At 38.9% G+C, this 16,069-nt stretch carries 11 protein-coding genes; 6 read left to right on the top strand and 5 right to left on the bottom strand.

Annotated features, from left to right (window positions below):
* Positions 1 to 330: 330 nt before the first annotated feature.
* From MZHIL_RS01820 to MZHIL_RS01810, 3 genes are all read left to right on the top strand, one after another.
* Complete coding sequence (locus tag MZHIL_RS01820) at positions 331 to 2,010, top strand: ABC1 kinase family protein (RefSeq protein WP_013897668.1); 1,680 nt, start codon at positions 331 to 333, stop codon at positions 2,008 to 2,010.
* Positions 2,011 to 2,185: 175 nt separating this feature from the next.
* Positions 2,186 to 3,160 carry a DUF128 domain-containing protein gene (locus MZHIL_RS01815; RefSeq protein ID WP_013897667.1) on the top strand — a complete coding sequence of 325 codons (975 nt, stop codon included), beginning with the start codon at positions 2,186 to 2,188 and terminating at the stop codon, positions 3,158 to 3,160.
* Between the two features lie 87 nt (positions 3,161 to 3,247).
* Positions 3,248 to 5,938, top strand: a complete 2,691-nt coding sequence (locus tag MZHIL_RS01810; RefSeq protein WP_013897666.1) for a PEP/pyruvate-binding domain-containing protein — start codon at positions 3,248 to 3,250, stop codon at positions 5,936 to 5,938.
* On the opposite strand, the gene MZHIL_RS01805 is transcribed toward MZHIL_RS01810, so the two are convergent.
* Both MZHIL_RS01805 and MZHIL_RS01800 read right to left on the bottom strand, forming a co-directional pair.
* Positions 5,922 to 6,647, bottom strand: coding sequence for an NAD(P)-binding domain-containing protein (locus MZHIL_RS01805; protein ID WP_013897665.1), 726 nt, complete (start codon positions 6,645 to 6,647; stop codon positions 5,922 to 5,924). The two genes, MZHIL_RS01810 and MZHIL_RS01805, sit on opposite strands and share 17 nt — an antisense overlap.
* Positions 6,648 to 6,756: 109 nt before the next feature.
* Positions 6,757 to 8,004 (bottom strand): Glu/Leu/Phe/Val family dehydrogenase, encoded by a 1,248-nt coding sequence (locus MZHIL_RS01800; RefSeq protein ID WP_013897664.1) that lies wholly within the window; start codon positions 8,002 to 8,004, stop codon positions 6,757 to 6,759.
* A gap of 311 nt (positions 8,005 to 8,315) precedes the next feature.
* Between MZHIL_RS01800 and MZHIL_RS01795 the strand changes: the two genes are divergently transcribed.
* The gene (locus tag MZHIL_RS01795) at positions 8,316 to 8,729 is read left to right on the top strand and encodes a DUF1284 domain-containing protein (protein ID WP_013897663.1); all 414 of its coding nucleotides are present in this window, start codon (positions 8,316 to 8,318) and stop codon (positions 8,727 to 8,729) included.
* 21 nt (positions 8,730 to 8,750) lie between these two features.
* Here the strand turns inward: MZHIL_RS01795 and MZHIL_RS01790 are convergent, their stop codons facing one another.
* Positions 8,751 to 10,394, bottom strand: a complete 1,644-nt coding sequence (locus MZHIL_RS01790) for an acetolactate synthase large subunit (RefSeq protein ID WP_013897662.1) — start codon at positions 10,392 to 10,394, stop codon at positions 8,751 to 8,753.
* 419 nt (positions 10,395 to 10,813) lie between these two features.
* Here MZHIL_RS01790 and MZHIL_RS01785 point away from each other — a divergent pair, with 419 nt between their 5' ends.
* Together MZHIL_RS01785 and glnA are read left to right on the top strand one after the other, a co-directional pair.
* On the top strand, positions 10,814 to 12,301 hold the full coding sequence (locus tag MZHIL_RS01785; protein WP_013897661.1) for an alpha-amylase: 1,488 nt from the start codon (positions 10,814 to 10,816) through the stop codon (positions 12,299 to 12,301).
* 147 nt (positions 12,302 to 12,448) lie between these two features.
* A complete protein-coding gene (gene glnA / locus MZHIL_RS01780; RefSeq protein ID WP_013897660.1) occupies positions 12,449 to 13,780 on the top strand; it encodes a type I glutamate--ammonia ligase in 1,332 nt (443 codons plus the stop codon).
* 165 nt (positions 13,781 to 13,945) lie between these two features.
* On the opposite strand, the gene MZHIL_RS01775 is transcribed toward glnA, so the two are convergent.
* Positions 13,946 to 15,022 (bottom strand): KamA family radical SAM protein, encoded by a 1,077-nt coding sequence (locus tag MZHIL_RS01775; protein WP_013897659.1) that lies wholly within the window; start codon positions 15,020 to 15,022, stop codon positions 13,946 to 13,948.
* Positions 15,023 to 15,146: 124 nt separating this feature from the next.
* Positions 15,147 to 15,884, bottom strand: a complete 738-nt coding sequence (locus MZHIL_RS01770) for an ATP-binding response regulator (protein WP_013897658.1) — start codon at positions 15,882 to 15,884, stop codon at positions 15,147 to 15,149.
* Between the last annotated feature and the right edge of the window lie 185 nt (positions 15,885 to 16,069).

Genomic DNA, 16,069 nt, shown 5'->3' with positions numbered 1-16,069 from the left:
AACTTATGGTAATTGATCAATAGCAATTATATTATCAATCATATATTCTCTGTATAGATCATGGATTTTCCGGATACAATATTGATAATCTACAGTATATGCTAAAATCACATGGGATGTAATATCAATGGTTTTGATAATATCAAAAGTATAGATTGGTATGAAAATAGTAAGTATAATGATCCAGGTCCCAGAAAATATGAAATAATAACATGTGTAAAGTAATATAATAATGTAACCTATCACAGAAAGAAAATGATCTCAATCAATATATCAGTTAAACAATAGAGCACAATATAGCATATCAATTCTTATAATCAAAGGTGAACCATGATACCTGGCATACAGCGCAAATACTCGATGGTTAGAAGATACAGAGAAATCATCGATACTCTGATAAAATACGAATTTGGACATATTGTTGAAAGACTTGGGATCAAAAAGCCGGTATTGTTCAAATCAAAGCTCAAATCCGGTTACCGGCACAAAGAAAGAAATCTTAGTAGTCCGGAAAGAGCAAGAAAAGTACTGGAAGAGCTGGGACCAACTTTTATAAAATTTGGACAGATCCTTAGTACAAGAAGAGACCTGATACCTCCCAGGTATATACAGGAACTCGAAAAGCTTCAGGATTCTGTACCACCTTTTAGTTTCGATATTGTTCAGAATATCATAAGGGATGAACTTGGAGCAGATATAGATCATTTATTCAGCAATTTTGAAAAAAATCCAATTGCTGCTGCATCTATAGGACAGGTTCACAGTGCGAAGCTCCATGATGGATCCGATGTTGTGGTCAAGGTACAGAGACCAGATATAAAAAAACGTATAGAAAGCGATCTTGATATACTTTACAGTATTGCCGGATTTATTGAGGAGTATATAGAAGAATCAAGGATGTACAGGCCAAAGGAAATTGTTGATCAGCTTGCCCGTACAATAAGTGCAGAACTGGATTATACACAGGAAGCACGCAATATAAGCATTTTTTCAAACAATTTCAAACATGATCCGCATATTTACATACCTGAAGTATATGAAGAATATAGCACCAGACGTGTATTAACAATTGAACGCATCAAGGGTATTAAAGGCAATGATTATGCTAAGATCGAAAAGATGGATATTGATGTAAATAAAATTGCAACCTATGGTGCAGAAGCATTCATGAAGCAGATATTTGAAGACGGTTTCTTTCATGCAGATATGCATCCTGGAAATATATTCATCATCAATGATGAAAAAATAGCTCTGATTGATTTTGGAATGGTGGGATATATTTCAGAAGATATGAGGTATGCTTTAATAGATGCACTTTTCCTTATAACGAACCGGGAAATATCTCAATTCATTGAAGTGATGAGGGATTTTGGAATTATTTCTGGAGATGTCGATTCTCCGGCACTTAAGGCTGACCTGGAATTTCTGATGTACAAATATTACGGAAGATCCCTGAAACAGGTTAATATGCCTGATATGATACACCAAGTATTTGCAATCCTTAGAAAACACCGTGCCAGGATTCCTCCAAATATATCTCTCCTTTTAAAAGGAGTAGTAACAATATCCGGGCTTGGAACCAGGCTTGTGCCTGATTTTAATGTAACGGTCATTGCTGAACCCTATGCAAAAAAAGTAATGCGTGAAAGAGTACGCCCTGACAAGATAGCAAGAGGCGCATTTACAGATCTTATGAACTTTATCCGCATGCTACATAAATTTCCCACACAGGCATCACATATATTATCATCTGCAGAAAAAGGAAATTTTCTGATTAAACTTGAATTACACTGGCTGCAGCAACTGGTAGAACAGATCAACACTGCAAGCAACCGACTGGCTTTCAGCCTGATCCTCTCTTCAATTATAATAGGTTCATCCCTGATCATCCAGACAGGAATAGAACCACATCTTTGGGGACTTCCAGTACTTGGATTGATTGGATTTCTTACTGCAGGCATTCTTGGATTGATACTTGTGATATATATTTTAAGAAGTGGAAATATTTAATTTTATGATACATTATTTAAATGAAGAAGAGAAACTGACTGGATAAATTAAAATAATCAATATTGATAATTGAGATGCATATCATGGACAGTATATCAGACTGTATTAAGATATGTTCTCCTCAAGTGAGGATTACCAGAAGAGTATAACATTTTTTACTGTGCGAGTGTTTAGTATGACCGACCCTGATATCGAAAGAAAGCTTATTGAAATAATGCGTATCATCAGTGAAAGTGATAAGCCTGTAGGTGCAAGGAACATAGCTGACGAATTAAACAACAGAGGATACAATATCGGGGAAAGGGCCGTTAGATATCATCTAAGAATACTGGATGAGAGAGGATTTACAAAAAAACACGGGTATGCTGGCCGGACAATAACTGAAAGAGGAAAAGAAGAGCTTAATGAAGCTCTTATCGCTGACAGGCTGGGTTTTGTAATAAATCGGATAGATGAGCTGATATATCTTACAGATTATGATCTTAATGAAAAGAAAGGAAATGTAATTGTAAATATTTCCCATATTGATAAAAATGATATAGATGCCTCTATTGAAATAATGAAATATGCCGCCGATTCTGATATTGGGATCAGCCCAAAGATCAGGATATTTGAAGAAGATTCAGATTCAAATATTACAGTTCCACCTGGAAGTGTTGCTGTGGCAACACTGTGCAGTATAACTTTTGATGGATTGCTCCTTAAGGGAGGAATCCCTGTAGAACCCTATTATGGTGGTACTCTTCAAATAAAAGACAGAGATCCAGTTAAGTTCCTTGATCTAATCTCATATAATGGAACTTCCATTGATCCAATTAAAATATTCATGAGCAGAAGATCAACATCGGTTTTGAATATAATGGATACTGGAGAGGGGACAATGCTTGCAAATGTAAGATATATTCCTACTTCTGCCAGAGAAAAAGCAGATGAAATTCTCAAAAAAGCGGGTCTTTCAGATATGGCCGGTACAATAACAATTGGCGGATCAGGAGAAGAGCTTTTCGGAGCCCCTGCTGATATTGGAAAATCCGGAATTCCTATTTTCGTAGGTGTCAATACAATAGCTGCAGTTCAGGAAGCAGGTATAAAAGTCAACACATATCCGATATCTACCATACTTGACTACAGTACCATGTACAAACTTTAAATGAAAACATATAACCATTATTTCATTCTCTGCCCGGAAAGTATATGAGCCGGGATGTAAAGATTTAGACATAAAGGAGAATCGGGTGTGACCAGATCCAGTAATCCAGATGTAACAGTCCTGAACTATGCAGAAAAAACTAAGATCAGTACCGGTATCCTTCAGCTTGATGAAATATTACACCATTTACGTCTTGGAGATAATGTAGTATGGAAAGTCGAAAATCTGGATGATTACAGGTATTTTGCCAGTAAGTTCATACAGGAGGGGATCAGATCAGGTTACACCTGTGTCTATGTAAGATTTGCACCGCACAAACCGGTTCTTGAAAAAATCGAAGGACTAAATATTGTAACAGTGGATCCTGGGCATGGATTTGATTATTTCAGCAGTCAGGTTCACAGAATAATAGAGTCATATGGAAAAAAAGTATTCTATGTCTTTGATAATCTTTCATCACTTGTGGATGAATGGGCTACAGATGAATTGGTAGCCAATTTTTTTAAAGTGACATGCCCCTATCTATTCGAACTTGACACCATTGGATACTTTGCTCTTACAAGAGGACAGCACAGTCATTCAGCCGTTGCAGCAATCAGGGATACTACACAGGTGCTGATAGACTACTATCATATAAAAAACAGAACTTACATCCATCCGTTAAAAATATATGCCCGCTATTCTCCCAGCATGTTTCTTCCCCACCTTGTATCAGGCCGACAATGGAAGCCGGTGTTTGAAAGCGGAGAGGCTGCCACCATTTCATCCAGAGATCGTGAAAAAGTGCTTCGCAGAGGTAGCCTGACAACAGCACCGTGGGACAGTGTCTATACACAGTTAAAGATGCATTATGAAATGGGTAACCTGCAAACCCATCTTGATCCTGAGATAATAGCACTCAAAAAAGAGCTTTCCAGAATGATTATTGGAGATCATCCAAAATTCAATCAGCTTGCAGATACCTATTTTACACTTGAAGACCTGCTGAGTATACGGGACAGAATGATAGGATCAGGACGCATTGGCGGAAAAGCTGCAGGAATGCTTCTTTCTAGAAAAATAATCCAAAATAGTAAAATTGAGAATATATCAGATATGATTGAGCCGCATGACTCATTCTATATTGGTTCGGATGTTTTCTTTACATTCATGATCAATAATGGACTTTTTCGCCTGAAGCTCAAACTATCGGATAGCTCTTCCATGACAATGGAAGAATTCAAAGAAGTTGAAAGAAGGTTCCTTGATGGAGAGTTCCCTTATGAAATAATGGAACAATTCAAAGATATGCTGGATTACTTCGGCCAGGCACCCATAATTATCAGATCAAGCAGTTTGCAGGAAGACAGTTATGGAAATGCTTTTGCCGGTAAATACAGGAGTGAGTTCTGTGCCAATCAGGGAAGTCCTGATGAAAGACTTAAAGTATTTATCAATGCAGTAAAGCTGGTCTATGCAAGTTCCCTTAATCCTGATGCTCTATCATATCGAAGAAGCAGGGGACTTCAATATGAAGATGAACAGATGGCAATACTGGTACAGAGGGTATCCGGAACACCCTATAAAGAATATTTTTTTCCACCTCTTGCAGGAGTCACCTTTTCAAAGAACCTGTTTACATGGACAAAACGCATAGACCCGGACAAAGGTGTTGTCAGGCTTGTATTCGGTCTTGGAACACGAGCTGTTGACCGGGTGGGAAGAGATTATCCCAGAATGATAGCTGTAAGTCATCCAACACTGAGACCAGAGACAGGTATGAAAATAATGAAATATTCGCAGTGGGATGTGGATGCTATCGACCTGGAAAAAAATAAGCTCATAACTATTCCCTTCCACAAACTTGTAGAAAAGTGTGACTACCCAAACCTTAAGATGTTCATCTCTCTCATGCGTGATGGTTATATTGAAGACCCTTCCACAGGAAAGATCAGTTGTTCTTCAGAGCAGATGGTGCTCACATTCAATAATCTAATTAAAAAAACAAGTTTTGTGAGAAATATAGCAAACATTCTCGAAACTGTCGAAAGCGTATATGAACAGCCTGTTGATATAGAATTTACGGCATCAATTGAAGGTAGCAAAGATATAAGGATCAATATTGTCCAGTGCAGACCTATGACAATACCAGGTATCACCAGCCATATAAGTATTCCGGAAAATGTACCTCAGGAAGATATACTGTTCAGATCCTCAATGGTAATAAATGCAGGAGAGGTAGAGAATATTGGATATATTCTGTACATTGATCCTGAATCATATGAGGAACTGAATAATCTGGACATCAAGAGATCAATAGGCCGGGTCGTTGGCCGCATCAACAAAAAATTGAATGAAATTGGTGCAACGTTCATATTGATGGGACCCGGTCGATGGGGAAGCAGCAATATAGAGCTTGGCGTTAACGCAACCTACAGTGAGATAGATAATACTTCAGTACTGGTAGAAATAGCAAGAGAAAAAGCAGGACATACTCCAGAGGTATCCTATGGAACACACTTTTTCCAGGATCTGGTTGAAAATGAGATCATATATACACCAGTTTATCCCGACAGGAAAGATTCGAATTTTAACTATCAATTCTTCCGCGAATCGAAAAACTATCTGCCAGATATCCTCCCAGATGACAGCGATTTTATAGATATGGTGAAATTAATAGACTTGAAAGCAGAATCTGGAGGAAATTATGCAGTTATGATAGCAGATCAGTATGAGCAAAGAGCAATGTGCTATTTGAAAAAAGTAGGGAGGGGTTCTTCCCTCAATCAACAAATTTGATCCCAATATCCTTTTTTTGATTCCTGATAGCTATGTTAATCACAAGTGGAGTAAGTGACTCCACCATAGAAGATGTTTCAATTGGCCCTACATCAACCGGTCTCATATTCGGGATATCCTTCACCAGGTCAAATACAATATTTTTGGAGTGCATATAGTTGCCACATACGCCAATATCATAATCGAGACTGATATCAAGATTTGATAGTTTGGCTGCCGGAACATTGTGGAATGCAGACACCAGTTCAATTCCCTCAGGTAACATGGAAGCGACTTCCTGTGCTGCACTGCCAGCCGGAGGAGTGGTATAGCAGAAATAATCAGCCATATAATCTTCCCTTGAAGTTGCTTCGATTTCTATGGAACCTGAATCTGGAATAATCGTACAGCGGTCTTTCTCCATCGGTACAATAACAGATATAACTATCTGGTTTTCAAGAACAGGTTTTATCTGCTCAATAATAGAAGCTACCTTGCTATATTTTACAGCAAGAACAACAACTTCAGCTTCTAAAGCAGCTTCACGGTTCACAGCTCCTCTGATATCCGCATCAAAACCACGGTCATTAAGAATTTGTTTATATTCTGCTGCTTTGTCTTCAGCTCTTTTCTGATCCCTTGAACCAACGATTATTTCATGTTTCTGCCCCCAGCGAAGAGCAAAACCCTTACCTATACTTCCAGTGCCACCTATTATTCCAATTTTCATAGTGATTCCTTCTATGTCAGATATATAAATCAAGTTGTTGTTTCAGAATGAATAACTGATGATCCGCCTTTTTGGGATCATCTGTTACAGAGTTTCAATACTGTAAATATCAAATCCATCCACGATCTTTCATTGCTGTTACAACACGTTCGATAGCAACTACATAGGCAGCGGTCCTCATATCAATATCGTATTTTTCAGCTGCATCATAGACGGCATTGTATGCGTCCTTCATCTTTCTGTCCAGACGTGTATGTACCCTCAGTTCACTCCAGTGATACATGTAAAAGTTCTGGACCATTTCGAAATAGGATACTGTCACACCACCTGCATTACACAGGAAATCAGGGATTATATGTATACCTCTTTCATGCAGTATCTCGTCGGCAGCGGGGGTCGTTGGACCATTGGCAAGTTCTGCAACAATCTTTGCCTGAACTTTGTAAGCATTCTTTTCTGTAATGACATGCTCCAGTGCTGCAGGGATAAGTACTTCCACATCAAGTTCAAGAAGATCTTCGTTAGAAACTGGGACAGTGTTTGGAATATTTGCAACTGAGCCTGTATCCATCTTGTGCTGGCGTGCAATTTCAGGATCAATTCCATCCATGTTCATAGCACCACCTCTGCTATCACTGATAGCTACAATTTTTGATCCAAACATCTCTTTTGCCAGTTTTGCAGCATAGTAGCCTGCATTCCCATATCCCTGAATAGCGATCCTGGACTTTGATAGATCAATTCCAAGTTTTTGTGCTGCCTCACGTATGGTATAGAGACCTCCTCTGGCAGTTGCATCCCCTCTGCCAAGTGATCCTCCAACTGTAATTGGCTTACCGGTAACAATGCCCGGCTGGTTCATTCCGCATATCTTGGAATATTCATCCATCATCCATCCCATGATCTTGGGATTGGTATAGACATCTGGCGCAGGGATGTCCATTCTCGGACCCACTATATGGGAAATACTGGATATATATTGCCTGCTGAGACGTTCAATCTCAGTTTCAGACATTTCTTTGGGATTGCACACAACTCCACCTTTTCCACCACCAAGTGGAATGTCCACAACAGCGCATTTCCATGTCATCCAGGCTGCAAGTGCCCTTACTGTATCAATATCCTCTTCTGGATGGAATCTGATACCTCCTTTTGTAGGGCCTCTTGCATCATTATACTGTATCCTGAATCCCTCAAACACTTTTGTTGAACCATCATCCATACGTACAGGAATTGCCACACGCAGCTCACGCATGGGATGTCTGAGCATCTCGTGTACATTTTCATCGAGTTCAAGTATAGCTGCACATTTTGCTAACTGTTTGCGTGAATTTTCAAACGGATTTTCTACCGACATTTGTTCGACCTCATTAATTCATGAAATACTTTTAACATTCAGTTGAACAAAACTGACTTTAAAAAGCAATTTTGTATCAAAATCATATAAATTCCAGTTTTTCCAGTAAATAAGATAATCTGGGAAATATGGAAAATATTATATATTGTATAATTTGCGTTTCAGATTCCTTAATCCCATTATATTAAATTTACCATTTATTCTGGAACAGCTGTGAACGATATTATATCATAATGGATAACTATAGAATATTATATTGTATCAGTATTAACAATTATTGTTCAATAAATCAAATGCTAATGGATTAACAAATGAAAAGAAAACTGATCATAAGAGCCCATCACCTGATGTGCATCCAGAGATTTGAAGGATACGGCTATACAGAAGAATTCGTAGAAAATATGCAGTATATTGTTGATATGATTAATAAGAACCCGGATATTCAAATCACAATTGTAACAGAATGTGATGATATATGCACCTTCTGTCCTTCCAATATTAATGGAAAATGCCGTGGAGACCTCCTTGATAATCACATAACATATATGGACCAGCAGGTACTGGATAAGTTAAAGATACCTGAGAACACTACGTTGAATGCTAATGAAATATTTCAGATAACAGGGAAATATCTACCAGACTCAGTTGCCTTTGAAATATGCGATGAATGCATATGGAAGCACATATGTTTCAAGAATATATCAACACATATGCAATATAAATAACAGAAATACCCTGAAAGATGCTTATTCAAATATCTCACATGAACTGTTTTCCAGCTTCCGGGTAAGTTTGATATTCTCTGAATAATCAACCTCTACATCAATTACCCATACACCACCCATTTCAAGTGCCTGCCTGATCTTATATTGAAGTTCATCAGTATTGCTGATCTTTACCCCTCTGGCACCAAAACTTTCTGCAAGCTTTACAAAATCAGGATTTGTAAAATCAGTTCCTGTTGCCTGATTGAATTTTTTCATCTCATGCCATGCAATGACACCATACTGGGAATCATTGAATATAATCACCACAAAACTGCATCCAAGTCTAACAGCAGTTTCAAGCTCCTGGACATTCATCAGAAAACCACCATCTCCTGCAACTGCAATGATACTCTTTTCAGGTTCAACAATGCTTGCAGCAATAGCTGCAGGGAGTGCAAAACCCATTGAAGCAAGACCATTTGACATAAAGACCGTATTGTGTCTGAGTGCAGGAAACAGCCTTCCAATCCACAATTTATGTGCACCTACATCACTGATAAGTATACCATCATCAGGGAGACATTGGCGTATATCCCAGAGGATCTTCTGGGGTTTTACCGGAAATGAAAGGTTTTCCCTGAAATCAGTCAGTTCATTTATCATTCTGACCCTAATTCTGCGAAACTCCTCTGGGATATCTTTTTTAAATTTACAGTGGGATTGGAGGTGCTCAAGTGAATCTTTAATATCACCTACCAGGGATGTAGCAGGAATGTAGCTTTCAACAATATCCGGATGATTGTGATGAATATGGATTATAGTCTTAGAACCTGCCGGGTTCCAGAAAGCAGGACTGTATTCTACAGGATCAAATCCTATGCATATCACAAGATCTGCCATATCAAAACCACACATAATATGATCACGGTCAGGTATACCCATAGATCCAAGATAGTGCTCATCTTCTGAAGAGATTACACCTTTACCCATGAAAGTTGTTACAACAGGAATACCTGTGCCCACAACAAAATCCTGCAGTTTCTCTGCTGCTTCTAGCCTTGCTATCCCATTACCTGCAAGGATGAGAGGCATGGAAGCATCTTCAATCATTTGCGCTGCTTTTTCCAGTTCGGTTTCATCATGAGTGGTGATATGCGAATAAGCCCTTTTCAACAGGGCTTTTTTTCCAGAATTATCAGCTGCAATATCTTCGGGCAACTCGATGTGTACTGCTCCAGGAACATTTACTGCAGTATCAAACGCCTTTGAAACTATTTCAGGTATGAAATCTGCACGTACAATACTTTTATTCCAGCTGGTCACCGATTTGAATGTGCTTACTATGTCGATATACTGATGTGACTCTTTATGGATTCGATCCAGTCCTCCCTGTCCGGTTATCGCTACCATAGGGGCCCGGTCTAGATGGGCATCGGCTATACCAGTCATTAAATTGGTGGCTCCGGGTCCCAGAGTTGCAAGGCATACTCCTGGTGCGTGGGTCATTCTGCCGTACATATTTGCCATAAATGCAGCTGATTGTTCATGTCTTGTAACAATAAACCTGATCTCAGACCTTGACAGAGATTCCATCAGGTCAAGTGTTTCTTCTCCCGGAATACCAAAAATATATTCTACACCTTCATTTTCCAGGCATCTTACAAATAGTTCACTACCTTTCATTTAAAGCACCCTTCATTTAGATACATGAGCTATTCATTAAAATGAATAGTCATCCCATTTTACACATCCATCTCCAGGATATGCTTTTGCAGAGATTTATTGCGCTACCCCACTAATTTAAAGATACTTATATTCCTATATGGCATTTGCCCTGACTTCATTTCAATAAATATTCTTATCGAGTTACATTGGTTTTTAAATCTCCGATTAGATATAATGAAGCGATCACAAAAAGGCTTTATGCATGTGTGACCTATCATATCAATTACGGGAGTAAATAAAAGAATACAGTAATTATATTTTATACATGATGATTCAAAAATTCCCTTTTTGGATTGATTGATCTATAAACCGAGTCTATGGAGATCATATCATATTTTAGCAGCCAGTCAAAATGATGTTTTAAAAAGAGGAGATTTATGCAGGAATATGCTGGTGCAATGATGCAGTATTTCCATTGGTACATGCCTGCTGACGGAACACTGTGGAAACAGCTTGAAGAAAGTGCTTCGACTCTAGCCCAGGTCGGCATTACATCAATATGGTTGCCTCCTGCCTATAAAGGCGCAGGTGGAGAACATGATGTAGGGTATGGGATCTATGATCTATTTGATCTTGGTGAATTTGACCAGAAAGGATCAATACGTACTAAATATGGAACTCGCAGAGAGTTCATAGAGGCCATAAATGCAGCCCATGGTGCAGGATTAAGAGTTTATGCAGATATTGTGATCAATCATAAGCTTGGAGGCGACAGACTGGAAGAATTCCAGGCTACTCCCTACAATCCACAGAACCGCAATGAGCCAATCGGGGAACTGCAAACCATCAGAGCATGGACACACTTTCAATTTCCTGGGCGTAAAGGTAAATATTCAAGATTAGAGTGGCACTGGTGGCATTTCAATGCAGCGGATCACAATGCACTGGATGAGGATAAGGATGCAGTGTACCTTTTTGAAGGTAAAGACTTTGACCAGGATGTTGACATGGGCAAGGGTAACTATGACTACCTGATGGGAAACAATCTGGATTTTAATAATCCCGATGTTCAAAAAGAGATCTTTTATTGGGGAGAATGGTTTCTTGATACTACCAATATTGATGGATTTCGCTTTGATGCAGCAAAACATGTGAAAATAAGCTTTTTTGTAGACTGGTTCAACCACATGCGCAAATATGCCGGAAGGGACCTTTTTGCAGTTGGCGAATACTGGTCTAAAAATCACGATGCTCTGAAGAATTTCATTGAAAGGACTGGCGGAAATATATTGCTATTTGATATGCACCTGCAACAGAATTTTGTCACTGCCGGAAATCAGGGTAATAGTTATGACCTGAGAAATATTTTCGATAATTCTCTGGTTAAGGAATATCCTGCAATAGCTGTAACTCTGGTCAATAGCCATGACATACAGCCCCTGCGGCCACTCGAATCAGTCGTTGATAACTGGTTTAAACCATTGGCTTATGCCCTTATACTTTTAAGAAGAGATGGTTATCCCTGTATTTTTTCCGCTGATTATTACGGTGCACAATATAAGGGTATGGGCAAGGACGGGAAGGAGCATGAAATCTGGATCGATAGTCACAGATGGATGATTGATAAATTTTTAGAGGCGCGTAGAACATTCAAACACGGAGATCAGTATGACTATTTCAACAATCCGGATTGCATAGGCTGGACCCGCACAGGCAATGATGATCATCCAGGTGGTATGGCAGTAATAATGAGCAATGGGGATGATGGTTACAAAGAAATGGAAACAACTTCCCCCAACACTACATATATCGACCTGACAGAGCAGATCAATATGAATGTGGTCACTAATAGGGATGGCAGAGGAGAATTTCACTGCAAAGCCGGATCAGTATCGGTATGGATCCCAAAGAAGATCAAAAGCTAATAAGAGGACCAATATTAGTATTCTGCATGGCTGACAGAAATTTTACAGATGATTAATTTTTTTCTAACTGAAATAGATTAACCGATTGTTTTATATAATATTAAAGCGGTAAATGATTAGTGTGTTCCTATTAAAAGGGAGATTTTTATGTATAAAACAAAAGAAGACGTATTAAAGGCAGTAAATGAGCATGATGTTAAGTTCATCAGAACTCAGTTCACCGACATATTCGGAGTAATCAAAAGCTGGGCCATACCATCAGAAGACCTTGAAAATGCATTCAGAGAAGGGATAATGTTTGATGGTTCATCAATTGAAGGATTTACCCGCATCGAAGAGTCAGATATGATGTTGATGCCAGACCCTACAACCTTCCGTATACTTCCCTGGAGACCAAAGGAAGGAGCTGTGGCCAGAATGCTGGGAGATGTCAAACTTCCAGATGGATCACCGTTTGTCGGGGATCCCAGGTATATACTTAAAAGGGCCATTGAGGATGCAAAAAAGGAAGGTTTCACAATGAATGTGGGACCTGAACTGGAATTTTTTGTATTCAAGGTGGATGAGAACCATAACCCTACAACTGAACTCACAGATCAGGGAGGCTACTTTGACTTTGCCCCCCTTGACCGGGCACAGGACATGAGGCGTGATATAGATTATGCACTGGAACATATGGGTTTCAAACTTGAAGCTTCCCATCATGAGGTGGCACCCTCTCAGCATGAGATCGATTTCAGATTCAGTGATGTACTTTCCACGGCAGACAATGTAGTAACATTCAGATACGTAGTCAAATCGATCGCAAGTCACAGAGGTTATTATGCAACATTCATGCCAAAACCCCTATACGGAGTAAATGGTTCAGGAATGCATTCAAATCAGTCGCTGATGACAGATAGCGGAAAGAATGCATTCTATGACCCAGAAGGCGTAAACGGTCTTTCAGATATTGCAAGATATTATGTAGGAGGATTGCTAAGCCACATAAAGGAATTCACAGCCGTTACAAACCCACTGGTAAACTCATACAAAAGACTGGTTCCAGGATATGAAGCACCCATCTATATAACATGGTCAGATAAAAACAGGAGTTCACTGATACGTATACCAGCAACCCGTGGCAAAGGTACCAGGGTTGAACTGAGATGTCCAGATCCAACCTGTAATCCATATCTTGCCTTTGCCCTGATGCTTCGTGCAGGGATGGATGGAATAAGGAATGAAATCGATCCAGGAGAACCTGTTGCTCAGAATATATTCAAAATGACACCTGAGCAAAAAAAGCAGAGAAGTATAGAATCACTTCCAGGAAGTCTGAAAGAAGCTCTGGATCTTATGGAAGAAAGCGAATTTGTAAAAGAAACACTGGGAGAACACCTTTTCGAGCAATATATTGCAGGTAAAAGATCAGAATGGAATGAATATAAGGCCCAGGTGCATAAGTGGGAAATAGATAAATATCTCAGCAGGTTCTAAACGAACCTGCCAGTTTTATATATTTAAAAATATCGCAATTGTGCAAGATCAATGAATCAATATTAGAAATTTAGAAATTATATTTCTAGCATATTAATTTTCTAGCATAATTGAAATTTAACTTTTGGTTACTGAAAAGTCAAATCAAAAATATGTTGATGTTTTTTATTCTTTTATATTTGGGATCTCAGTGGTTTCTCCACGATGATTCTTCAGTGTATATTTTTCAACATCATTTCCCACAATATAGTAATCCCGCATCAGAGGAATCTTACCAACATTTGTGGCAATCACATGCATTGGCTGGGCAAGTCCTGTGGTATGTCCCCGCAATCCATCACGTATGAGTTCACTGCCCTTTTCGACAGGGGTTCTGAAGTGATCTATTCCAGGTGCAGGTTCACAATAGAACAGGTAATAAGGCCTGATCCTTGCACTCAGCAGCTCCTGATGAAGACTGCGTATTGTACCCACATCATCATTGATACCTTTAAGCAGTACCGCCTGATTACCTACATTAACTCCACACGTTAGAAGATCATATACTGCACGTTTTGTCAGGTCAGTGATCTCTTTTGGATGATTGCACTGAGTATTGAGCCAGACAGGCACCTCATGATATCCTCCAAGAATTTCTTTGAGATTGTCGGTAATTCTGTGAGGCAGAACAATAGGGAGTCGGGAACCGATACGTATCATCTCAACATGAGGGATCTCACGCAGACTGTCGATCAGATATTTTATTTTTTCATCCGGTAGAAGCAGAGGGTCCCCGCCTGTGACAAGTACATCCCTGACCTCAGGATGTTGACTGATCCATTCAATTCCCTCGTCTATATTAAAATCGAGTTTCAGGTCTCTGTCAACAACAAGTTCTTTTCTGAAACAGTGTCTACAGTAAATACCACATTTCCCAGTTACAGTAAAAGCAACCCTGTCCCGGTACTGGCGGGCAATACTGTCAGGACGGACTTCATCAGTTGCACGATTTTCCTTCCAGACAAGGTAATCCTGCATACCATATTTATTTGTATTTTCTTCAAGAGATGGAACAACCTGTCTTCGAATTGGACAGTTTGGATCATCTTTATCCATCAAGGATGCAAAATAGGGTGTTGTACCCCAGCGAGTGTCCAGGGTTTTAATGGCCTGTCTCTCATCATCTGTAAGATTTATTATTTTTTCAAGTTTTTCTAATGAATCGATGCTGTTTTCTAACTGTTCTTTCCATAGTTCACTCATTATAGTGAATACTCCTTTGCCATTATTCTATTTTCATCAGATATATATTTTACATCTCAGAAATCATTATATGGCCGATTCCAGCAATTCGAAACACCATTATTTGTTGCCTGTTTAAGTAATGTTAAAAAAACACAGATGATCTCCTGAGATTCATTCTTGATCGTAGTACCCACATAATATCTACAGGTGTCTGCCTGCCTTCCCATGACGTAAGCACAGTACTTTCTCCAAAATCAAAAAACACGTCTTTTTCTATAGCTTTTTTCACAGGATCCTCCATCTGCTTGTTGGAATCATAATTCAGATCAAGTATCTCATTGATATGCAATCCAACCACGTCGATCTTATTCAATCCTGTAAGTTTCTCGGCCCGGGGGTTTATGTGTTTGATACAACCCTCTGAATCAGTAACTATGACTGCATCTGGAATGTTATCAAAAATTTTTATTAGATTTGATTTTCCATTATATTTTCTGGATTTCTCTATCCTGTGACGATAAAGAGTCATTTCAATATTACATTTAAGCGTTTTTTCATCAAAAGGTTTCAGTATAAATCCAAAGGGCTGTGTAACTTTTGCTCTTTCAATTGTTTTTTCATCAGAGTAAGCTGTAAGGTAAATTAAAGGAATATCCAGATTTTTGCATATTATTTCGCCGGCTTCAATGCCATCCATATCACCTTTAAGGGCAATATCCATAAGAATAACATCAGGATAAGTTTCCTCTGCCTTTTTTATGGCATCCATACCAGTAGCTGCAACTCCTGTTACAGCATAACCAAGGTCTTCCAGACAATTCTTTATGTCATGGGCCACGATTATTTCATCCTCAACAACAAGAATATTTACATTCCCCATTTTTCAGCCCCGCCAGCACAATAAACTGAAATCAGCAGACAAGGATTCTTATCTAAGGTCACATGTGCTTGAATTAATTAGTCCATTAAGATTCATATATGGATAATCAGATGTCTTTTCATATTCCCACTACACCAGCAGTACTAAACTCCATATACTCCATATATATGTATATAGATGTGTAC

The sequence above is a fragment of the Methanosalsum zhilinae DSM 4017 genome (assembly GCF_000217995.1).
In the GTDB taxonomy this organism is placed as follows: Archaea; Halobacteriota; Methanosarcinia; order Methanosarcinales; family Methanosarcinaceae; genus Methanosalsum; species Methanosalsum zhilinae.
This window is presented reverse-complemented; position numbering and strand designations above follow the sequence as displayed.